At 56.5% G+C, this 21,323-nt stretch carries 22 protein-coding genes; 9 read left to right on the forward strand and 13 right to left on the reverse strand.

From position 1 onward, the window contains the following. The first annotated feature begins 325 nt into the window (after positions 1–325). Positions 326–685 (forward strand): FlxA-like family protein, encoded by a 360-nt coding sequence (locus tag IAE50_RS24175; protein ID WP_200581520.1) that lies wholly within the window; start codon positions 326–328, stop codon positions 683–685. Here the strand turns inward: IAE50_RS24175 and IAE50_RS24180 are convergent. Continuing rightward, complete coding sequence (locus IAE50_RS24180) at positions 676–1,605, reverse strand: LysR family transcriptional regulator (protein ID WP_200581521.1); 930 nt, start codon at positions 1,603–1,605, stop codon at positions 676–678. The two genes, IAE50_RS24175 and IAE50_RS24180, sit on opposite strands and share 10 nt — an antisense overlap. Before the next feature lie 89 nt (positions 1,606–1,694). Between IAE50_RS24180 and IAE50_RS24185 the strand changes: the two genes are divergently transcribed. Further along, positions 1,695–2,684, forward strand: coding sequence for a bile acid:sodium symporter family protein (locus IAE50_RS24185; RefSeq protein ID WP_023478970.1), 990 nt, complete (start codon positions 1,695–1,697; stop codon positions 2,682–2,684). Here the strand turns inward: IAE50_RS24185 and IAE50_RS24190 are convergent. The 3 genes from IAE50_RS24190 to zipA all read right to left on the reverse strand — a co-directional run bounded on the left by IAE50_RS24190 (position 2,681) and on the right by zipA (position 6,016). Next, on the reverse strand, positions 2,681–2,896 hold the full coding sequence (locus tag IAE50_RS24190) for a DUF3820 family protein (RefSeq protein WP_200581522.1): 216 nt from the start codon (positions 2,894–2,896) through the stop codon (positions 2,681–2,683). The two genes, IAE50_RS24185 and IAE50_RS24190, sit on opposite strands and share 4 nt — an antisense overlap. Continuing rightward, positions 2,897–4,915 carry an NAD-dependent DNA ligase LigA gene (ligA, locus tag IAE50_RS24195; protein WP_200581523.1) on the reverse strand — a complete coding sequence of 673 codons (2,019 nt, stop codon included), beginning with the start codon at positions 4,913–4,915 and terminating at the stop codon, positions 2,897–2,899. Between the two features lie 69 nt (positions 4,916–4,984). Further along, positions 4,985–6,016 carry a cell division protein ZipA gene (zipA, locus tag IAE50_RS24200; protein ID WP_200581524.1) on the reverse strand — a complete coding sequence of 344 codons (1,032 nt, stop codon included), beginning with the start codon at positions 6,014–6,016 and terminating at the stop codon, positions 4,985–4,987. Positions 6,017–6,245: 229 nt separating this feature from the next. Between zipA and cysZ the strand changes: the two genes are divergently transcribed. The 5 genes from cysZ to crr all read left to right on the forward strand — a co-directional run bounded on the left by cysZ (position 6,246) and on the right by crr (position 11,085). Beyond that, positions 6,246–7,007: a sulfate transporter CysZ gene (cysZ, locus tag IAE50_RS24205; protein ID WP_200581525.1), complete on the forward strand. Its 762-nt coding sequence runs from the start codon at positions 6,246–6,248 to the stop codon at positions 7,005–7,007. A 140-nt stretch (positions 7,008–7,147) separates the two neighbouring features. Then, positions 7,148–8,119: a cysteine synthase A gene (gene cysK, locus IAE50_RS24210; RefSeq protein ID WP_128482402.1), complete on the forward strand. Its 972-nt coding sequence runs from the start codon at positions 7,148–7,150 to the stop codon at positions 8,117–8,119. 382 nt (positions 8,120–8,501) lie between these two features. Beyond that, positions 8,502–8,759, forward strand: a complete 258-nt coding sequence (gene ptsH / locus IAE50_RS24215; RefSeq protein WP_007370907.1) for a phosphocarrier protein Hpr — start codon at positions 8,502–8,504, stop codon at positions 8,757–8,759. A gap of 48 nt (positions 8,760–8,807) precedes the next feature. Continuing rightward, positions 8,808–10,535 carry a phosphoenolpyruvate-protein phosphotransferase PtsI gene (gene ptsI, locus IAE50_RS24220; RefSeq protein WP_200135753.1) on the forward strand — a complete coding sequence of 576 codons (1,728 nt, stop codon included), beginning with the start codon at positions 8,808–8,810 and terminating at the stop codon, positions 10,533–10,535. A gap of 40 nt (positions 10,536–10,575) precedes the next feature. Continuing rightward, positions 10,576–11,085: a PTS glucose transporter subunit IIA gene (gene crr, locus IAE50_RS24225; protein ID WP_023478954.1), complete on the forward strand. Its 510-nt coding sequence runs from the start codon at positions 10,576–10,578 to the stop codon at positions 11,083–11,085. A 47-nt stretch (positions 11,086–11,132) separates the two neighbouring features. Here the strand turns inward: crr and pdxK are convergent, their stop codons facing one another. The 9 genes from pdxK to IAE50_RS24270 all read right to left on the reverse strand — a co-directional run bounded on the left by pdxK (position 11,133) and on the right by IAE50_RS24270 (position 19,035). Further along, positions 11,133–11,972, reverse strand: a complete 840-nt coding sequence (gene pdxK / locus IAE50_RS24230) for a pyridoxine/pyridoxal/pyridoxamine kinase (RefSeq protein WP_023478980.1) — start codon at positions 11,970–11,972, stop codon at positions 11,133–11,135. A 17-nt stretch (positions 11,973–11,989) separates the two neighbouring features. Next, positions 11,990–12,901 carry a cysteine synthase CysM gene (gene cysM / locus IAE50_RS24235; protein WP_200581526.1) on the reverse strand — a complete coding sequence of 304 codons (912 nt, stop codon included), beginning with the start codon at positions 12,899–12,901 and terminating at the stop codon, positions 11,990–11,992. A gap of 101 nt (positions 12,902–13,002) precedes the next feature. Then, positions 13,003–14,097, reverse strand: coding sequence for a sulfate/thiosulfate ABC transporter ATP-binding protein CysA (gene cysA / locus IAE50_RS24240; protein WP_023478971.1), 1,095 nt, complete (start codon positions 14,095–14,097; stop codon positions 13,003–13,005). Beyond that, a complete protein-coding gene (gene cysW, locus IAE50_RS24245) occupies positions 14,087–14,962 on the reverse strand; it encodes a sulfate/thiosulfate ABC transporter permease CysW (protein WP_200581527.1) in 876 nt (291 codons plus the stop codon). Before cysW ends, cysA begins: the two co-directional genes overlap by 11 nt. Further along, a complete protein-coding gene (gene cysT, locus IAE50_RS24250; protein ID WP_023478964.1) occupies positions 14,962–15,792 on the reverse strand; it encodes a sulfate/thiosulfate ABC transporter permease CysT in 831 nt (276 codons plus the stop codon). The genes cysW and cysT overlap by 1 nt, the downstream gene beginning before the upstream one ends. Beyond that, positions 15,792–16,808, reverse strand: coding sequence for a sulfate ABC transporter substrate-binding protein (locus tag IAE50_RS24255; protein ID WP_042718795.1), 1,017 nt, complete (start codon positions 16,806–16,808; stop codon positions 15,792–15,794). The genes cysT and IAE50_RS24255 overlap by 1 nt, the downstream gene beginning before the upstream one ends. A 164-nt stretch (positions 16,809–16,972) precedes the next feature. Continuing rightward, the gene (locus IAE50_RS24260) at positions 16,973–17,872 is read right to left on the reverse strand and encodes a Dyp-type peroxidase (protein WP_200581528.1); all 900 of its coding nucleotides are present in this window, start codon (positions 17,870–17,872) and stop codon (positions 16,973–16,975) included. Positions 17,873–17,952: 80 nt separating this feature from the next. Continuing rightward, positions 17,953–18,528 carry an RpoE-regulated lipoprotein gene (locus IAE50_RS24265; RefSeq protein ID WP_042718791.1) on the reverse strand — a complete coding sequence of 192 codons (576 nt, stop codon included), beginning with the start codon at positions 18,526–18,528 and terminating at the stop codon, positions 17,953–17,955. A gap of 81 nt (positions 18,529–18,609) precedes the next feature. Then, positions 18,610–19,035, reverse strand: a complete 426-nt coding sequence (locus IAE50_RS24270; RefSeq protein ID WP_042718790.1) for a GNAT family acetyltransferase — start codon at positions 19,033–19,035, stop codon at positions 18,610–18,612. Between the two features lie 212 nt (positions 19,036–19,247). Between IAE50_RS24270 and amiA the strand changes: the two genes are divergently transcribed. After that, entirely contained in the window at positions 19,248–20,120 is an 873-nt protein-coding gene (gene amiA / locus IAE50_RS24275; RefSeq protein WP_034812345.1) for an N-acetylmuramoyl-L-alanine amidase AmiA, read from the forward strand. Next, positions 20,120–21,022, forward strand: coding sequence for an oxygen-dependent coproporphyrinogen oxidase (gene hemF, locus IAE50_RS24280; RefSeq protein ID WP_200581529.1), 903 nt, complete (start codon positions 20,120–20,122; stop codon positions 21,020–21,022). Before amiA ends, hemF begins: the two co-directional genes overlap by 1 nt. Positions 21,023–21,323: the final 301 nt, after the last annotated feature.

Consider the following 21,323-nt stretch of genomic DNA (forward strand, 5'->3'; position numbering starts at 1 on the left):
AATGTAAAAAAGCGCCCTAAAGGCGCTTTTTTGCTATCTGCGATTTGAAAATTCCGTGCGCTCTTCTTGCCGGATGGCGGCTACGCCTTATCCGGCCTACAACTTCGATTTGAAAATTCCGTGCGCTCTTCTTACCGGATGGCGGCTATGCCTTATCCGGCCTACAACAGCTCTCCGTACCCGGTTTTCCAGGACTGCTAAGCGCAGCGCCAGCAGGCAGTTTGCCGGGTAAACGCTTTCGGCTGACACATCATCACACGCTTCTTATTTAAGTCCGCCACAATTGAGCCGATAACTCTCTTTTAAGGCAAAAAAGGAGTTTGTAATGACCACCATTTCGGCAGCAACCCCCTCTGTTCAGGGCGGCAGCACCAGCGGTTCATCTTCCGCCGGTAGCGACACCGCATCTCAAATCAGCCGCGTGACGCAGCAGATCGCCAAACTTACCCAACAGTTAAAAGATATCCCTAATGGCGAAGGGACGACTGAAGAGAAAAAGAAACAGCAAGAGCAGATTCAGCAACAGATCCAGCTGCTGCAGGCACAGCTTCAACAGTTAATGCGTAAGCAGGCTGAAGAGGCGGAGCAAAAGCAGACACAAAACCACCCGAACACCCCGACGCAGGGCAAAATTGAAGGCGTAAATAACCCTTCAGTTGATCATCAGGTCGATATCTACATCTGAGTAAAGAGCGGATCGTTCTCCCGGGCCCGGTTTAAACACCGGGCCTGTTCCCGCACCACGTCCCATAACGCCTGCGCCGCGCCGGAAAGCGATCGGTTTTTACGTCGCACCAGCATAATTTTACGCTGCATATCCGGCACCAGCCGTTTCACCATCAGCTGGCTACCCTGCGGAAGTGGCAATGCCAGCGCGGGCAGAATGCTGATGCCTATCCCCGCCTCCACCATTGGAAAAAGCGTCGCCGGATGACCAATCTCCTGCACGATTTTCGCCCGCACCGCAAAGTGATGGAGCGCGGCATCGATCAGCGGACGGCTGCCGGAGGCGTAATCCTGCACCACCAGCCGGGCACCATCCAGTGCCGACCACGGCACGGCATCAAGCGGCGCCCAAGGGTGATCGTTGCGGCACAGCAGGAAAAAGGGCTCGGCGAGGATCTCCTCGATCTCCAGATCGCTGGCCGGGCCGGGATCAATCACAATGCCGAAATCGACTTCACCCTGGCGAATACTCTCCAGCACCCACTGCTGCGGGCGATCATGCAGCACAAAATCGATCTCCGGATAGCGCTGATTGCTGCTGGCGATACAGTGCGGAATGAGATGCGCAGAGATAGTCTGGCTGGCGGCAACGCGCACGGTTCCGGTTAACTGCTGCCCTACCCTCCCCGCTTCGCGCAGCGTGCTGCTAAGCTCATCTAACAGCCGCTCCAGCCGCCCGGCCAGCTGCTGGCCCGCTTCGGTCAGCACCACTTCGCGGGTAGTGCGATCCAGCAGCTTGACGCCGGTCTGCCGCTCAAGCTCTTTTACGCTGTGGCTGACCGCCGACTGGCTGAGGCCGATCATCTCCCCGGCACGGCTGAAACTCTTCGCCTGCGCGACGGTGACAAAGACACGTAATTGACGGAGTGAATAATTCATCTGATAAATTCATGAATGGATGCAATAAATCAATTTTATTTCTCAAAGCAGACAAAGCACAATAGCGCCATCGACTTTCAGGAGTGCACATGAAACTTTTTCGTATCCTTGATCCCTTTACCCTGACGCTGGTGTGCGTCGTTCTGCTGGCCTCTTTCTTCCCGGCGCGCGGTGGTTTTGTCCCCTTTTTCGAAGGGCTGACTACCGCCGCGATTGCGCTGCTCTTTTTTATGCATGGCGCCAAGCTTTCCCGTGAGGCGATTATTGCGGGCGGCAGCCACTGGCGTTTACACCTGTGGGTGATGTGCAGCACCTTCGTGCTCTTCCCGGCGCTCGGCGTGCTGTTTGTCTGGTGGTCGCCGGTCAATATCAGCCAGGAGCTTTACACCGGTTTCCTCTATCTCTGCATTCTGCCCGCCACGGTGCAGTCGGCTATCGCCTTTACCTCACTGGCAGGCGGTAACGTCGCGGCGGCGGTCTGCTCGGCATCGGCATCGAGCCTGCTGGGGATCTTCCTGTCGCCGCTGTTAGTTGGCCTGCTGATGAACCTCCATGGCGCGCAGGGTAGCCTTGAGCAGGTCGGCAAAATCATGCTGCAACTGCTGCTGCCATTTGTGCTCGGTCATCTGTCACGCCCGTGGACCGCAGGTTTCGTCACCAAACATAAAAAGTGGATCTCCAAAACCGACCAGACCTCGATTCTGCTGGTGGTTTACTCCGCCTTTAGTGAAGCGGTGGTGAACGGCATCTGGCACAAAGTGGGCCTCGGCTCGCTGATGTTTATCGTGGCGGCGAGCATCGTCCTGCTGGCGATTGTGATTGCGATAAATATTCTGGTGGCGCGCAAATGCGGCTTCAATAAAGCGGATGAGATTACGATTGTCTTCTGCGGATCGAAAAAGAGCCTCGCCAACGGCATACCAATGGCCAATATTCTCTTCCCGACGTCGGTGATCGGCATGATGGTGCTGCCGCTGATGATTTTCCACCAGATCCAGCTGATGGTGTGCGCCGTGCTGGCCCGCCGTTACAAACGTAAGGCGGAGCAGCACGCCGCGCAGGAAGCGGCGAAAGCTTAAGGCCGCTTGAGGGGCTGAACCAGATGGCTCAGCCCCTCGGTTTTAATCACTAAGGTGATTTGCATTAACTCGCCAAGCCGCCCGGCGGGAAACTGATCCTTACGGGCGAACCAGAGCAGATACTCCTCCGGCAGATCGATCAGCCGACGCCCCTGGTATTTGCCGAAGGGCATTACCATATTGGCGATCTCTAACAGCTGCTCCTTCTCCATTCAGGCTCCCAGCAGGCGAATCATTTCATCTTCATCGATAACCGCAATGCCCAGCTCTTGCGCTTTCGCAAGTTTCGAGCCTGCGGCTTCACCGGCAATCACCAGATCGGTCTTCTTCGATACGCTGCCGGCCACTTTCGCCCCTAGCGCCGTTAAGCGCTCTTTGGCCTCGTCGCGCGAAAGCTGGCTCAGGCTACCGGTTAACACCACGGTTTTACCGGCAAACGGGCTGTCGATCTCCTCGGCGTTAACCACCAGCGGCGCGGGCCAGTGAATGCCCACTTCTTCCGTCAGCTGTCGAATCACGTCACGGTTGCTCTCTTCGCTGAAAAAGTTATGCACGTGTTTTGCCACCACCACGCCAACGTCCGGCACTTTTTGCAGCTCGTCAACCGAGGCTGCTATCAATGCGTCCAGCGTGCCGAAGTAGGCCGCCAGCCCTGCCGCCGTCGCTTCGCCCACTTCGCGAATGCCGAGCGCATAGAGGAAACGGGCAAAGGTGGTCTCTTTCGCTTTTTCCAGCGCGTTGACCACGTTTTGTGCCGACTTCGGCCCCATCCGATCGAGACCGGTCAGCTTACCGGCAGTTAAGCGGAAGAGATCCGCAGGCGTGTGGACATACTCCTTCTCAACCAGCTGGTCGATAATCTTATCGCCCATGCCATCCACATCCATCGCGCGGCGCGAGACGAAATGCTTAAGCGACTCTTTGCGCTGTGCGCCGCAGATAAGGCCACCGGTACAGCGGGCAACCGCTTCGCCTTCCACACGCTCGACATCAGAGCCGCACACCGGGCAGTGTGCCGGGAAGGCCACTTCCCGCGTCTCTTCCGGGCGTTCGGAGAGCACCACATTCACCACCTGCGGGATCACATCCCCGGCGCGGCGAATCACCACTTTGTCACCGATACGCAGGCCAAGACGGTCAATCTCATCGGCATTATGCAGGGTGGCGTTACTGACCAGCACCCCGGCAACGTGTACCGGCTCAAGGCGTGCGACAGGGGTTATCGCCCCGGTACGACCTACCTGGAACTCGACATCGCGCACAAACGTCAGCTGCTCCTGCGCCGGGAATTTAAACGCCACCGCCCAGCGCGGCGCACGCGCCACAAAGCCGAGCTGCGCTTGCAGATCGAGGGAATCGACTTTGATTACCACGCCGTCGATATCAAACCCGAGCGTCGGGCGGTCTTCCTCAACTTTATGGTAGAACGCCAGCACCTCTTCCGGCGTGCCGCACAGGCGGATGCGATCGCTGACCGGCAATCCCCACGCTTTAAACTGCTGTAAACGCGCCAGGTGGCTGTTAGGCAGCTCGCCGCCTTCGAGGATGCCAATGCCGTAGCAGAAGAAGGTGAGCGGACGCTTCGCGGTGATACGCGGATCGAGCTGGCGCAGCGAACCGGCGGCGGCGTTACGCGGGTTAGCAAACACTTTCCCGCCGGTACGGCGCGCCTCTTCGTTGATCTTTTCAAAGCCGGATTGCGGCAGGAAAACTTCGCCGCGCACTTCCAGGCGCGCCGGAATATTCTCCCCGTGCAGTTTCAGTGGAATGGCGCGGATGGTGCGCACGTTGGAGGTGATATCTTCCCCGGTAGTGCCATCGCCGCGCGTGGCGGCGCGCATCAGCACGCCATTTTCATACAGCAGGCTGACCGCCAGACCGTCGAGCTTCAGCTCGCAGCAGTAGATCAGTGCATCGCTGCTCTTTAAGCGGTCTTGTACGCGTTTATTGAACGCCAGAAAGCTCTCTTCATCGAAGACGTTATCGAGCGACAGCATCGGCACTTCATGGCGTACCTGCGTAAAGGCATTGAGCGGCGCGGCGCCAACGCGCTGGGTCGGCGAATCGGGCGTAATCAGATCTGGATGCTGCGCTTCCAGCTCGCGCAGCTCGCGCATCAGGCGATCGTACTCGGCATCCGGGATCTCCGGCGCGTCCATAACGTGATAGAGATGTTCATGATGGCGAAGAGTAGTTCGCAGTTCTGTCAGTTGTTGTTCAATTGATTCCATATCGCACCATCAATGTAAAAAACCCCCGACGGGCGGGGGTTCTGGAAGGGAATGTGTCGTGACGCGCCGTTACGCGTTAGCCTCTTTCACTTCGCGAATACGCGCCTGGTATTCACGCAGCTTCTGCGGCGTCATCATTCGACGCTGGTCATCGAGCACCACACCGCCCACTTCATCGGCGATATGCTGTGCTGACTGCAGCATCAGCTTGAAGTTCTGCAACTCGTCGCCATAGGACGGCACCTGCATAAAGATCGTTACGCCAGGGGTTGCCATCTCGCCCATGGTTTCCACATCAAATGTGCCAGGGTTGACCATGTTAGCCAGGCTGAAGAGCGCCGGGCCACTGCCGTCCGGGCTGAGATGACGATGGAAGATATTCATATCGCCAAATTTGAAACCGGCCTGCAGGATGCTGTTAAGCAACACTTCACCATTGAGCGCCGCGCCGTGATGGGCCGCAACGTTCATAATAATTACCGTCTCTTTGCGCTGCGGTTTTTCTACCGGCGCTTCCACAACCGGCTCCGGCTCTGGCTGCGGTACAGGCTCGTGAACCTGAGGCTGCATCTGCGGCTGTTGGGCACCTTGATGTGCCGACGGCTGATGATGCGACGGCTGTTGCGGGAAGTGCTGCGGTGCCATCTGCGGCTGGGCAGGCGCGGTCGGCTGGGCGACAGGCTGCGGCTCCACTACGCGCGGCTCGACAACGGGGCGCTCCGGCTGCTGCGGCTGCGAATAGGGTTGCGGCGCGTGGTGCGCAGGCTCGCTCTGCTGAACCGGCGGAGCCGACGGGCGTGGCTGGGCCGACGCATAAGGCGGCTGGTATTGATGCTGCGCGGCATGACGCGGATTTTCCTGCTCTACGCTGGCCTTCGGTGCGCTGTGGGTTTTATGCACCCGAACTTCACCAACGCCTTCGTCCTCTTCGACGTCCTCGTCCTCGAACTCGTCGTCACGTCGCGATTTCATACGTTTTAGTGGGCGATCGCGGAACATAGAAGAGCGTTCTTTGCGACTGGTCCAGAAACCGTGAACCAGTAAAGCAATTATGGCGATCGCGCCAACAATGATTAATATCAGACGCAAATCCTGCATCATTATATTCTCTGTTGTTCTAACACCTTGCCACCACGGCAAACATTTACTCACTAAGAGTATTTGCGCATTAGGCCAAGTGCAAGTGGATGGGAAGCATTCACCGCATAAAGATGAATTAAATCGTACTTTTTGCTGTTTTTTCGAACATTTCCGAACAGGTTTCCCCCGTCCGGTGAATATTATAAGCTTCGGTTTTTTCGCATGAGTTTAAAAGGAGTCCAGCCAAATCATGGTTTCATCCTCGCCCGGCGCTGCGCGCAGCGGTCTTTACTACTTTTCTCAAGGCTGGAAACTGGTCACGTTACCGGGCATTCGCCGCTTCGTGATCCTGCCCCTGCTGGTCAATATCCTGCTGATGGGCGGCGCATTCTGGTGGTTATTTACCCGCCTCGACAGCTGGATCCCAACGCTGATGAGCCACGTGCCTGGATGGCTACAGTGGCTTAGCTATCTATTATGGCCAATTATCGTTATCTCCATCCTGCTGGTGTTTGGCTACTTCTTTTCAACTCTCGCCAACTGGATTGCCGCGCCCTTTAATGGCTTGCTGGCCGAGCAACTGGAAGCGCGATTAACGGGCGCGACGCCGCCGGATGTTGGCGTATTCGGAATGATGAAAGATCTGCCGCGCATCATGAAGCGCGAGTGGCAGAAGCTCGCCTGGTATCTGCCGCGCGCCGCCATTCTGCTTATCCTCTATTTTATCCCCGGTATCGGGCAGACCGTTGCCCCGGTGCTTTGGTTCCTGTTTAGCGCCTGGATGCTGGCGATCCAGTATTGCGACTACCCATTCGACAACCACAAAGTGCCGTTTAAAACCATGCGCTCGGCGTTGCGCGAACGGAAGGTGACCAATATGCAGTTCGGCGCGCTGACCAGCCTCTTCACGCTGATACCGGTGCTCAATCTGGTGGTGATGCCGGTTGCGGTCTGCGGCGCAACGGCCATGTGGGTCGACTGTTACCGCAATAAGCTTGCCAGCTGGCGCTAAGGAACTATTCCTTTTCTTATTCCATACTGATAACCATTATTTCGTCGCAGCATATAGATATGCGAAATCCTTACTTCCGCATCATCAGTAAGTGCGTATGCTGGGTCGGTTCCCAAATTTCATACAGTTAAGGACGGGCTATGAGTAAGATTTATGAAGACAACTCGCTGACCATTGGTCATACGCCGCTGGTTCGACTGAACCGCATCGGTAACGGACGCATTCTGGCGAAGGTCGAGTCGCGCAACCCGAGCTTCAGCATAAAATGCCGTATCGGTGCCAATATGATTTGGGATGCCGAAAAACGTGGTGTGCTGAAACCTGGCGTTGAACTGGTCGAGCCGACCAGCGGCAACACCGGGATTGCGCTGGCTTATGTTGCCGCAGCGCGCGGTTACAAGCTGACGCTGACCATGCCAGAAACCATGAGCATTGAGCGCCGCAAGCTGCTGAAAGCACTCGGCGCAAATCTGGTGCTGACCGAAGGCGCGAAAGGCATGAAAGGCGCCATTCAGAAAGCGGAAGAGATTGTCGCCAGCGATCCGGCAAAATTCCTGCTGCTTCAGCAATTCAGCAACCCGGCGAACCCGGAGATCCACGAAAAAACTACCGGTCCTGAAATTTGGGAAGATACCGACGGCCAGGTGGATGTTTTTATCTCTGGCGTGGGCACCGGCGGCACGCTGACGGGTGTCACCCGCTTTATTAAAAACACCAAGGGCAAAACTGATCTGATTACCGTGGCCGTGGAGCCAACCGACTCACCGGTCATCTCACAGGCGCTGGCAGGCGAAGAGATTAAGCCCGGCAAACATAAAATTCAGGGTATCGGTGCCGGTTTTATTCCGGGCAACCTGGATTTGAAGCTGATTGATAAAGTGGTGAAGATTACCGATGAAGAGGCGATCAGCACCGCGCGTCGCCTGATGGAAGAGGAAGGCATTCTGGCCGGTATCTCTTCCGGTGCTGCCGTTGCGGCCGCGCTCAAACTTCAGGAAGATGAGGCCTTTACCAATAAAAATATTGTGGTTATCCTCCCCTCTTCCGGTGAGCGTTACCTCAGCACTGCACTGTTTGCCGATCTCTTTACTGAGAAAGAATTGCAACAGTGATGCCAGATTGTTAAATCAGCGCAAAAAAGCACCCATCGGGGTGCTTTTTTGTGGCATACATCAAACTTTTGTCCCACCTGGCATTGCCGAAAATGGCCTGGTCTGGTATTTAACCATCACATTTATTTTGAAGCGCGAAATTAATCGAAGTCAGATTTCGGCTGGCTGAATCGTTTTTATGATTTGGTTCAATTCTGGCTTTCACGGCATAATGTTTAATGACGTGCGAAACGTCAGCGACCATCAGCGTCTGCACGAGACCGCGCCTTTCTGGCATCTGTACCTTGGCTCGTTACGCCAGCGCTAACTATACAGGCTAAAGTCCTGCCGCCAGGCTAGACTTTAGTTCCACAACACTAAACCTATAAGTTGGGGAAATACAATGTTCCAGCAAGAAGTTACCATTACAGCTCCGAACGGTCTGCACACTCGCCCTGCTGCTCAGTTTGTTAAAGAAGCAAAAGGCTTCTCTTCTGAAATCACTGTGACCTCCAACGGCAAAAGCGCCAGCGCAAAAAGCCTGTTCAAACTGCAAACTCTGGGCCTGACTCAGGGTACCGTTGTGACTCTGACCGCGGAAGGCGAAGATGAGCAGAAAGCAGTTGAACATCTGGTTAAACTGATGGCGGAACTCGAGTAAGTTTTTCGCGGGTTTCTTTAAAGATCAGTCACAAGTAAAGGTAGGGTTATGATTTCAGGCATTTTAGCATCCCCGGGTATCGCTTTTGGCAAAGCACTTTTGCTGAAAGAAGATGAGATCGTCATCGACCGGAAGAAAGTTTCTGCCGACAAGGTTGATCAGGAAGTTGAGCGTTTCCTGAGCGGTCGTGCCAAGGCATCGGCGCAACTGGAAGCGATCAAAACGAAAGCAGGTGAAACTTTCGGCGAAGAAAAAGAAGCCATCTTCGAAGGCCACATCATGTTGCTGGAAGATGAGGAGCTGGAGCAGGAAATCATAGCCCTGATTAAAGATAAGAGCATGACTGCCGACGCGGCAGCCCATGAAGTTATCGAAGGTCAGGCAACCGCCCTGGAAGAGCTGGACGACGAATACCTGAAAGAGCGCGCCGCTGACGTGCGCGACATTGGTAAACGCCTGCTGCGCAACATCCTGGGTATGCCGATTATCGATCTGAGCGCTATTCAGGATGAAGTCATCCTGGTTGCAGCCGATCTGACTCCGTCCGAAACCGCACAGCTGAACCTGAAAAAAGTGCTCGGCTTTATCACCGACATTGGCGGTCGTACCTCCCACACGTCGATCATGGCGCGCTCCCTTGAGCTGCCGGCGATTGTGGGCACCGGTAGCGTCACCACGCAGGTGAAAAACGGCGACTATCTGATCCTCGATGCGGTAAACAACAAAGTTTACGTTAACCCGAGCGACGACGAGATCGACGCACTGCGCGCAGCGCAGGCGCAGGTCGCGGAAGAGAAAGCTGAACTGGCGAAGCTGAAAGATCTGCCGGCCATCACCCTTGATGGTCATCAGGTCGAAGTGTGCGCCAACATCGGTACCGTTCGCGATGTCGCGGGCGCGGAGCGCAACGGCGCTGAAGGCGTTGGCCTCTACCGTACCGAATTCCTGTTTATGGATCGCGACGCGCTGCCGACCGAAGAAGAGCAGTTCGACGCTTACAAAGCGGTAGCGGAAGCCTGTGGCTCCCAGGCCGTGATTGTACGTACCATGGACATCGGCGGCGACAAAGAGCTGCCGTACATGAACTTCCCGAAAGAAGAGAACCCGTTCCTCGGCTGGCGCGCCATCCGTATCGCCATGGATCGCAAAGAGATCCTGCGCGATCAGGTTCGCGCTATCCTGCGTGCCTCTGCTTTCGGCAAACTGCGCATTATGTTCCCGATGATCATCTCCGTTGAAGAAGTGCGTGCACTGAAGAAAGAGATTGAGACCTACAAACAGGAACTGCGCGACGAAGGCAAAGCTTTCGACGAATCCATCGAAATCGGCGTGATGGTAGAAACCCCTGCCGCCGCGACGATTGCGCGCCATCTGGCGAAAGAAGTGGACTTCTTTAGTATCGGCACCAATGATTTAACGCAGTACACCCTGGCAGTTGACCGCGGTAATGATATGATTTCACATCTTTACCAGCCGATGTCGCCGTCCGTACTCAACCTGATCAAGCAAGTTATTGATGCTTCTCATGCTGAAGGTAAATGGACCGGCATGTGTGGTGAGCTTGCTGGCGACGAACGTGCTACACTTCTGTTGCTGGGGATGGGTCTGGATGAATTCAGTATGAGTGCCATTTCTATCCCGCGCATTAAGAAGATTATTCGTAACACGAACTTCGAAGATGCGAAGGTGTTAGCAGAGCAGGCTCTTGCTCAACCGACAACGGACGAGTTAATGACGCTGGTTAACAAGTTCATTGAAGAAAAAACAATCTGCTAATCCACGAGATGCGGCCCAAATTACTGCTTAGGAGAAGATCATGGGTTTGTTCGATAAACTGAAATCTCTGGTTTCTGACGATAAGAAAGAGACCGGCGCTATTGAGATCATTGCCCCGCTGTCTGGCGAAATCGTTAACATTGAAGATGTACCGGATGTGGTGTTCGCTGAAAAAATCGTCGGCGACGGCATTGCTATCAAACCGACCGGCAACAAAATGGTCGCTCCGGTTGACGGGACTATCGGCAAAATCTTTGAAACCAACCATGCCTTCTCTATCGAATCCGATAGCGGCATCGAACTCTTCGTTCACTTCGGTATTGATACCGTTGAACTGAAAGGTGAAGGTTTCAAACGCATCGCGGAAGAAGGCCAGCGCGTTAAAGTTGGCGATCCGGTTATCGAGTTCGACCTGCCGCTGCTGGAAGAGAAAGCAAAATCCACGCTGACGCCGGTTGTTATCTCTAACATGGATGAGATCAAAGAGCTGATCAAACTCTCTGGTAGCGTGACCGTGGGTGAAACCCCGGTGATCCGCATCAAGAAGTAAGCGCTCTACAGTCTAAAAAAATGGCACCGTAAGGTGCCATTTTTGTTTTAGCGAGGCGGTAAAATCAGCTCGTCATACCCCTTCTCAAGGGTATAACCCATCACTTCCACCACCCGCTCGCCCGCAGCCTGCACCGCCATATCCAGCGCTTTGCCCTGAATAATGCCGCTCACCAGTTCGGAGCAGAAGAGATCGCCTGTCCCTTTCAGATCCGTCGCCACGCGCGGATAGCTGCTGATATTGACGCCCTCGGCTGAGACCACTACAACATGGATCTGCCCATCGTTGCGGTCCACCGGCGCGCTGGTGATTGCCACCCAGCGTAATGAGGAGGAGAGCAGCCCCTGCGCCGCGGCAATCGCGCTTTGCAGATCGCGACACGGTTTGCCGCTCAGCACTTCAAGCTCAAACACATTCGGCGTAATGCCCTGGGCCAGCGGCAGCATCACTTCGCGGTAAGCCTCGGGAATTTCCGGTTTCACATAGATGCCGCTGTCGATATCACCAATCACCGGATCGACCAGAATCAGCAGCTCCGGGTGTTTCTCCCGCAGCGCCGTCAGCCACTTCGCCAGCAGCTTGATCTGGCTGGCGCTGCCCATGTAGCCGGTTGTTACCGCCTTCACGCTGCGCAGCACATCGCGCTCTTCCAGCGCCTGCAAATAGCCGCTGAACCACTCATCGGGAATAACGCCGCCATAAAAGGTGTCGTAATGCGGAGTATTGCTGAACAGCACCGTAGGAACGGCCAGAACGTTAAGCTGGTGCTGACGAATATTGGGTACTGCAATGCTGTTACCCACGCTGCCGTAAACCACCTGCGACTGAACCGCGACGATATCGGCCTGCTGCGCCCGGGTTTTATCCCTGAACAGGATCATCTCCATTTTGTCTCCTTGACGGGTTAAATCCCCGCGCCCTGCGAATAACTCTCTTCACCAAACACGCCGGTCGACAGATAGCGATCGCCGCGATCGCAAATGATGGCGACAATTATTGCGCCCGGGTTTGCTTTCGCCAACCGAATCGCGCCGGCGACCGCGCCGCCAGAACTGACGCCGCAGAAGATGCCCTCTTTGACCGCCAGCGCGCGCATGGTATTTTCCGCCTCGCGCTGCTGGATATCCAGCACCTCATCCACCAAATCGGCGTTAAAAATGCCTGGCATATAGTCGGCAGGCCAGCGGCGAATACCGGGAATACTGCTCCCCTCTTCCGGCTGAAGGCCAACAATCGTCACCTTTTTCGCCTTCTCGCGCAGGAAACGTGAAACGCCAGTAATGGTGCCGGTGGTGCCCATGCTGGAGACAAAGTGGCTGATGCGCCCCTGCGTCTGCTGCCAGATTTCCGGGCCGGTGGTGGTGTAATGAGCGTAGGGGTTATCGGGATTATTGAACTGATCGAGCAGCTTGCCGTCACCGCGCGCCGCCATCTCAAGGGCCAGATCGCGCGCGCCTTCCATACCCTGCTCTTTGCTGACCAGAATCAGCTCGGCACCATAAGCACGCATTGCCGCGCGGCGCTCCTGGCTCATGTTGTCCGGCATCAGCAGCTTCATGCGATAGCCCTTTAACGCCGCAATCATCGCCAGCGCAATGCCGGTGTTGCCGCTGGTCGCTTCAATCAGCACATCGCCAGGTTTGATTTCGCCGCGCCGTTCCGCCTGCACAATCATTGACAGCGCAGCGCGGTCTTTTACCGAACCGGCCGGATTGTTACCTTCGAGCTTGACCCAAATTTCACTGCCGTTATCCGGGGTCAGGCGCTGTAATTTGACCAGCGGCGTATTGCCAATAGTCTCTTCTAATGTGTTCACGATCGCTGTCCAATAAAAAACCCGGTCCGCATGACGCATACCGGGCTTGTCGGCCGGGTGAGCAACGCGCTACCCGGCAAAAACCACGTTTCCTTAAGCTATCAGGCTGACTGAGCCAGAGCAAGCTCCGCGCCGGGCTCAATACGCTCATCGCCGTTATAGAGCCGCGCGTTCTGCAAGCCAACGAACAGCCGCTCGCCGCGCTGGGGCGGATGCTCATCGCGCATCACCACCGTTAACGGATCCGGGTTCCAGCCGAGCGGTTGCACCACCAGCTGTGTGTAGTGCCCTTTCGGGCTGGCTTCCAGCACCTGCACCGGCAGCGGCGAATCAAGGCTGGTGCGGCGGCTGACGTCCACTTCCCACGGGCGCAGGAAGAGATCGACATCGCCCTGATAAACCGGCGTATGGCCAAGCGGCCAGTGGTGCGCGCCGACGTGGAACTGCCCGCCGCGAATCACCCCTTTCAGGCGATTCACCTCGCCCATAAACTCCAGCACAAAGCGGGTCGCTGGTTCGCGCCACACCTGATCCGGTGCGTCCGCCTGCTCAATATTCCCCTGGCTCATCACCACCACGCGATCGGCCACTTCCGTCGCCTCTTCCTGATCGTGGGTCACGAAGACGCTGGTGAATTTCAGCTCCTCATGCAGCTGACGCAGCCAGCGGCGAAGCTCTTTACGCACCTGCGCATCCAGCGCGCCGAAGGGTTCATCAAGCAGCAGGATTTGCGGTTCAACCGCCAGCGCACGCGCCAGCGCCACACGCTGCTTCTGCCCGCCGGAGAGCTGCGCCGGGTAGCGATCCGCCAGATGCGCCAGCTGCACCATCTCCAGCAGTTTGGTCACTTTCGCTTTGATGGCGGCGGCATTCGGCCGCTCGCGGCGCGGCAGCACCGTTAAACCAAAGGCGATATTGTCGAATACCGACATATGGCGGAACAGCGCATAGTGCTGAAACACGAAGCCGACGCGGCGCTCGCGCGCATGCAGGCGGCTAACATCGGTGCCGTGAAAACGGATACGCCCGCTGCTCTGGTGCTCCAGCCCGGCGATAATGCGCAGTAATGTCGTTTTACCGGAGCCAGAAGGACCAAGCAGCGCCACCATCTGCCCGGACGGGATATCCAGAGAGATATCATTCAGCACCTGGGTGCGACCAAACGACTTCTTAATATTCGCAATCTCAATGCTCATGATTTCCCTCCTCGTGCAGGCGTTTTTGCTGATTGTTCAAACGCCACTGCACCGCACTCTTTAAAAACAGTGTCAAAATCGCCATTAGGGTCAGCAGGGCCGCGGCGGTAAAGGCACCGACGGTGTTGTAATCCTGCTCCAGTAACTCAATTTGTAGCGGCAGCGACAGGGTTTCGCCGCGAATCGATCCAGAAACCACCGACACCGCGCCAAACTCGCCAATCGCCCGCGCGTTGGTCAGCACCACGCCGTAGAGCAACGCCCAGCGGATATTGGGCAGCGTCACGCGGCGGAACATCTGCCAGCCGGAGGCCCCGAGCAGGATCGCGGCTTCATCCTCCTGGCTCCCCTGGCTGAGCATCACCGGCACCAGTTCGCGCACCACAAACGGACAGGTGACAAAGACGGTAACCAGCACCATGCCGGGCCAGGAGAACATGATTTGCAGATTATGTTCATCCAGCCAGCCGCCAAGCGGGCCGTTGGTGCCGTAAAAGAGCAGATAGATTAGGCCTGCGACCACCGGCGACACCGCAAACGGAATATCGAGCAGGGTAAGCAGCAGCTGGCGGCCGGGAAAGTTAAAGCGCGTCACCAGCCAGGCGAGCAGCGTGCCGAACACCAGGTTGACCGGCACGGAGATGAGCGCAATCAACACCGTCAGCCAGATGGCGTGCAGCATGTCGGCATCGGCAAGGTTTTGCAGCACCGGGGCCAGCCCTTTGCTGAAGGCCTGCACAAAGATATAGATCATCGGCACCAGCAGAATAAACGCTGAAAGCACAATACCGGTGCCGATTAAAAACCATTTCCCCCAGTTCACCCGGAGCTTGTCATAGCGTTTCAATGCACTTATTTCCGCCATTAGTGACCTACCACACGCTGACCAAAGCGACTTTGCAAAGTATTGATGGAGAAGAGCAGCAGCAGCGAAGCGGCGAGGATCACTGAAGCAATCGCGCTCGCTGCCGGGTAGTCAAACTCCTGCAAACGCACGAAGATCATCAGCGAGGTTACTTCCGTCTTCCAGGCGATATTCCCGGCGATAAAGATCACCGCGCCAAACTCACCGAGGCTGCGGGTAAAAGAGAGGGCAACGCCCGCCATCAGCGCCGGTGACAGCTCCGGCAGCACCACTTTACGAAAGCTTTGCCAGCGCGTGGCACCCAAGGTTTCCGCCGCCTCTTCATACTCCGGGCCGAGCTCTTCCAGCACCGGCTGCACCGTGCGCACCACAAACGGGATGCTGGTAAAGGCCATCGCCACCGCAATCCCGAGCCAGGTGTAGGTCACTTTAATATCCAGCGCCGCCAGCCACTCGCCGTAAAAGCCGTTAACGGAGAAGAGCGACGCCAGCGTCAAGCCCGCCACCGCCGTCGGCAGCGCAAACGGCAGATCCATCAACGCGTCGAGCAGCGTGCGCCCTGGAAAGCGGTAGCGGGTGAGGATCCACGCCATCAGCATGCCGAAGACGCCGTTAAAGATTGAGGCGACAAACGCCGCCAACAGCGTCACTTTATAGGCTGCCACCACCTGCGGGTTGGTGACAACTTCCCAGTACTGTTCCCAGCTCATCTGCGACAGCTGCATCACCAGCGCGCTTAGGGGTAATAACAGAATCAGACAGACAAAAAAGAGGCTGCTGCCGAGGCTTAAACCAAAGCCCGGCAGCACGCGTTTCGATCCAGACAACATCACTTATGCCCCGCCGCCAGCAACTTATCCAGCTCGCCGCCGCTGGCGAAATGGGTTTTCATCACTTCCGGCCAGGAGCCGAACTTATCTTCCACGCGGAACAGCGCGGTCTGCGGGAACTTATCACCCAGCTTTTTCATCACTTCCGGGTTGTTCACGCGGTAGTAGTAATCGGTGATGATGGTCTGCGCTTGCGGCGTGTAGAGCCAGTTGAGGTAGGCTTTCGCCGCCTTCTCTGTGCCGTTGGCTTTCACGTTTTTATCCACCCACGCCACCGGGAACTCGGCGAGGATATTGACCTTCGGCACCACCACTTCAAAGCCCTGCGCTTCATACTGTTTGCGGATGTTGTTCACTTCCGACTCAAAGGTGATCAGCACATCGCCGAGGCCACGCTCAACGAATGTGGTAGTCGCGCCGCGGCCGCCGGTGTCGAACACCTCAACGTTTTTCAGGAACTGGGTCATGAACTGTGTGGTTTTGGCTTTATCACCGCCGTCAGCCTGGTCGGCTGCGCCCCAGGCCGCCAGATAGGTATAGCGGGCGTTGCCGGAGGTTTTTGGATTCGGGAAGATCAGCTTCACGTCAGAACGCACCAGGTCGTTCCAGTCGTGGATATTCTTCGGGTTGCCCTTGCGCACAAGGAACGCCATGGTCGAGTAGAACGGCGAGCTGTTATTCGGTAAGCGGCTCTGCCAGTCGGCGGGGATCAGCTTGCCCTTATCGTGCAGGATCTGCACATCCGTCACCTGGTTATAGGTGACCACGTCGGCTTTCAGCCCCTGCAAAATCGCCAGCGCCTGTTTTGACGAACCGGCATGGGATTGCTTGATGGTCAGCTTGTCGCCGCCATTCTCCTGCGCCCACTGCTGCTCAAAAGGCGGGTTCAGCGCCGCAAACAGCTCGCGCGAGACATCATACGAGCTGTTGAGCAGTTCCGTTGCCTGTGCCTGCGCGCTCAACAGCGTCAGCGCTGCCAGCGTCAGATATCCTTTTTTCAGTATGTTAACGGCCATTGCGCACCCTTATAAGCTGATCACTCGACGATGTTCAGTTTATTTATAACGGGAGTGAAAGCAGTAACGGTTTTATATACCAATTGGTGATTTGGAATCAGAAAAGAGTATAAGCAGAAAGGGGTACAAGCCGGGTGGCCCCGGCCTGATGTAACGCCCGTTAATTACAGGGCAAAGAGCCTGTCGAGGGCGGGTGCGAAGTAGTAACCACCGGTAACCGGGCGGGTAAAACGCAGCATGGCGTCGCGCTTGCCGTCACTGTCGCCGAACATGCTCAGCAGCTGCTGCTCAATGTTATAGAGCCGCGCGCTGTAGGTGCAGAAATAGAGGCCATGGGTGCCGCTGGCGGTGCCGTAGGGCAGGCTTTGGCGCACAATTTTCAGCCCCTTGCCCGCCTCTTTCAGATCGACACGCGAAAGATGGGACGTTACCGGGCGCACATCGGCGTCGATCTCTTCGTTATCCGCTTTGGTGCGCCCAATCATCATCTCCTGATCGCTCACGCTCATGCGGTTAAGCTGCTTCAGGTTGTGCTCCCAGCGCTGCACCATCACGTAGCTGCCGCCCGCGTCGATGCCGTCCTGGATAATCGCCACTTCACGGCGTTTCTCTTCGCCTGCCGGGTTCTCGGTGCCGTCGACAAAACCGCTAAGATCGCGATCTTCTACCCAGCGGAAACCGTGCGTCTCCTCTTTAACCTCCAGCGCATCGCCAAAGGCAGCCAGCGCCGCCTGGGCAACAGAGAAGTTCACATCGTGACGCAGGGAGAGAATGTGGATCAGCACATCGTGCTGAGTGGCGGGGGCAAGGCCTTTGCCATAGGCGGGGAAATCTTTCAGCTCTTCAGCGCCCTGCCCGTTGCTTAATTCATGCCAGACGCGGGAACCAAACGCAACCACCGCGCCGAGCGCCGCGTCGGGGAACTGCAACTGGAAGTTTGCGAGCTTATCGGCAAACGCACGGCTGCCGGCGCGCAGGGCATCGGCCTCCCCTTTTACGCTGGCCTCAATCCAAATTGCCGCGCGGCAATGTTCCGGCAAAATGCCGCTTTGAACCTGGGACATCACATCTCCTGAAAACTGACCACAAAAACGATGCGGCATTGTACCTGTTTTTGGGTCAGTATCAGACTATTCTGATGCGATTAGCGACGCCAGATGATCTTGCTCACTTTCCAGCTTTTCAGGGTGTCATCCGATGGCATTAAGCCATCCGGGCCGCTCCAGCTGCCGCTGAAGAGATAGCTGATATGCTGGCTGTCGGGCGCTTTACACTCAATGCCGGAGATATCGGCGTCAGAGGCTTTCACGCAGTTGCCGAATGCTTTGTCATAGAGGGTGTTGAACGGCGCGCCGATTTTTACCCCTTTCGCGGTGGCAATATCGGGATCGGTAACATCAATCCGGCTGACGGCACCGTTTTCACCATTCACCACCAGCGCCAGCTGCTTCTCTTTCAGCGCTTCGAAATAGCGAACAATGGTGCCTTTATCGGTTTTCATGCCGCTGCGCAGGTGGTAATCGCCGCCTAACGCGTCGCCAATCGCCTGTTCATTGAGCGGTGTGCTGGCTGTCAGGCCGCCAACGCCCTGCTCGTTGACTTCGAGGGAGGAACCAAACCAGTTCCAGGGATACGCGGCAGACCAGTTGACGGAGGCGAACGTCGAGCAGCCGGTTAACGCCAGCGGCAGCGCGATAAAAAACATACGCAGGGGTTTCATGCACAATTCCTTATATTGACCAAACGCCTGTTGGAGTGCCGAAAGTGAAAAAAGTGCCCTCGTCACCGCGAAAGGCCAGTTTCAGTACTCTTCATCTTCAATCAGGCGCTTGCCAAGATTAACGCTGTCGGTGTGTTCATACCCCAGGCGCTCATACATGCCGATCACCATCTCGTTATCGTCGCGCACCATCAGGTTGATCTTCGGGCAGCCGCGGGCAATCAACTTCTTCTCCAGCCGGCTTAACAGCGCATTGGCGATGCCGCGACCGCGAAACTCCGGGTGGACGCCCAGGTAATAGGCCGAACCGCGATGGCCGTCATAACCGCCCATTACCGTTCCCACTACTTCGCCACCCACCTCTGCCACCAGGAAAAGGCTTACGTCATGATTGACCTTACGCTCAATGTCCATCTCCGGATCGTTCCACGGGCGCAGCAGTTCACAGCGCTCCCAAAGCGTGATCACTTCTTCAAAATCTTCCTGCCGGAAAACACGTATCTCCATGATGTCCCCCATATTTTTCAGCTGTGTAAACGGTGATTATCGCCTGTGGCGCGCGGTTAGCCAATATCCAGCATCATCGCCGCTGAAAAATGGCATAATGTCACTCTGTCACGTATTGAAATGAAAAGTAAAACAATAGTTCTTACGGACTGTCGTCACAGCAAACACGATACGCTATAACACCTGCCACCACGGATAACCCATTTCAGGCTATGAGCACCTTTAAACCATTAAAAACACTCACCTCGCGTCGCCAGATCCTGAAAGCAGGCCTGGCCGCATTGACATTGTCAGGTATGTCTCGTGCTATCGCTAAGGATGAGACACCGCTTAAAACCAGCAACAGCCACAGCAAACCGAAAGCGAAAAAAGCGGGCGCAAAGCGCATCGTGATGCTCGACCCGGGGCACGGCGGGATTGATACCGGCGCGATTGGGCACAACGGCTCGAAAGAGAAGCATGTGGTGCTGGCGATTGCCAAAAACGTCCGCGCCCAGTTGCGCGCGCGCGGCATTGATGCGCGCCTGACGCGCACCAGCGATAAATTTATCCCCCTTTATGACCGCGTCGAGATTGCCCATCAGCACGGCGCGGATCTCTTTATGTCGATTCACGCCGACGGCTTTACCAACCCGAACGCCGCGGGCGCGTCGGTGTTTGCCCTCTCCAATCGCGGGGCGAGTAGCGCGATGGCGAAATACCTCTCCGATAAAGAGAACGCCGTGGATGAACTGGCGGGCAAAAAAGCGCGTGATAAAGATCATCTGCTCCAGCAGGTGCTGTTTGATTTGGTGCAGACGGACACCATCAAAAACAGCCTGACGCTCGGCTCGCATATCATCAAACAGATCAAGCCCGTACACAGGCTGCACAGCCGCAATACCGAGCAGGCGGCGTTTGTGGTGCTAAAATCGCCATCCATTCCGTCGGTGCTGGTGGAGACCTCGTTTATTACCAACCCGGCGGAGGAGAAACTGCTCGGCACCGCCGCGTTTCGCCAGAAGATCGCCACCGCCATCACCGACGGTGTGATGAGCTACTTTAGCTGGTTCGATAATCACAAAGCCCACACGAAGAGGCGCTGATGAGCACTCCTGATGTAGACCCGGTAAAAAACGCCCTGCTCGCTCTGCAGGACGCTATCTGCGCGAAGCTGGCGGCAATTGACGGCGGCAGCTTTATTGAAGATGCCTGGCAGCGTAACGCGGGCGGCGGCGGACGCAGCCGCGTGCTGCGCGACGGCAGCGTGTTTGAACAGGCGGGGGTTAACTTCTCCCATGTTCACGGCGACGCGATGCCTGCCTCCGCCACCGCGCACCGCCCGGAGTTGGCGGGTCGCAGTTTCGAAGCGATGGGCGTCTCATTAGTGGTGCACCCGCGCAACCCCTATGTGCCGACCAGCCACGCTAACGTGCGCTTTTTTATCGCCCAGAAGCCGGATGCCGATCCGGTGTGGTGGTTTGGCGGCGGTTTCGATATGACGCCCTATTACGGCTTCGAAGAGGATGCCATCCACTGGCACCGCACCGCGCGCGATCTCTGCCAGCCCTTCGGCGAAGAGGTCTATCCGCGCTATAAAAAGTGGTGCGATGATTACTTCTACCTGAAGCATCGCGACGAACAGCGCGGCGTCGGCGGGCTCTTTTTCGACGATCTCAACACCCCAGATTTTGACCACTGTTTCGACTTTATGCGCGCGGTGGGCGAAGGGTATACCGACGCCTATCTGCCGATTGTCGAGCGGCGTAAAAACATGCCGTGGGGCGAGCGCGAGCGCGAGTTTCAGCTCTACCGCCGCGGGCGCTACGTGGAGTTTAATCTGGTGTGGGATCGCGGGACGCTGTTCGGCCTGCAAACCGGCGGGCGCACCGAGTCGATTTTGATGTCGATGCCGCCGCTGGTGCGCTGGGAATACAATTACCAGCCCGCCGAAGGCAGCCCCGAAGCGGCGCTCAGCGAGTTCATCAAAGTGAAAGAGTGGATCTAACCTCGTAGGCCGGATAAGGCGCAGCCGCCATCCGGCAATCGGTGCCGCGAGACAATGCCGGATGGCGCGTAAACGCTTATCCGGCCTACATCGTTTCAGCGGCTTCGTTACCGTAGGCCGGATAAGGCGCAGCCGCCATCCGGCAATCGATGCCGCGAGATAATGCCGGATGGCGCGTAAACGCTTATCCGGCCTACGCGGTTCCAGCAGCAACATTTTTTCATTTGACGCCCATCTTACAGCGAGGGGTGGTGTCCCCGCTGAAATCGGCGAACCGAAGCGTGAATGACAAGGTCTGGAC

The organism is Kosakonia sp. S42 (assembly GCF_016624785.1).
GTDB classification, from domain to species: domain Bacteria; phylum Pseudomonadota; class Gammaproteobacteria; order Enterobacterales; family Enterobacteriaceae; genus Kosakonia; species Kosakonia cowanii.